The sequence below is a fragment of the Vibrio sp. OPT46 genome (assembly GCF_015163535.1).
GTDB lineage: Bacteria > Pseudomonadota > Gammaproteobacteria > Enterobacterales > Vibrionaceae > Vibrio > Vibrio alginolyticus.
In genome coordinates this window covers 898-1170 of record NZ_JADDYG010000344.1, presented here as the reverse complement: position 1 = coordinate 1170, position 273 = coordinate 898, and the positions used below count along the sequence as shown (strand labels likewise).

Genomic DNA, 273 nt, shown 5'->3' with positions numbered 1-273 from the left:
TGATCTCAACCGTTTTCAAGTTAGCCCTGCAAATGATGACGGTGTAATTCGCTTTTTATTGATTGCCAGAATGTTGTACGACAAAGGCATTGGTCACTACGTTGAAGCGGCTCGCGCATTGAAGTCTAAACATGGTGATAAGGTTGAATTTCGATTACTAGGTTTTCTTTATGTTAATAACCCTTCAGCTGTCTCTAGTAGTGATATGCAAAAGTGGGTTGATGAAGGCATTGTAAGTTATCTTGGCACTTCTGATTGTGTAGAAGAGGAGAT

At 39.9% G+C, this 273-nt stretch carries 1 pseudogene; it reads left to right on the top strand.

The window, feature by feature from the left end:
• Positions 1-273 (top strand): annotated as a pseudogene (locus IQR33_RS33230) (glycosyltransferase family 1 protein); the annotation flags it as partial.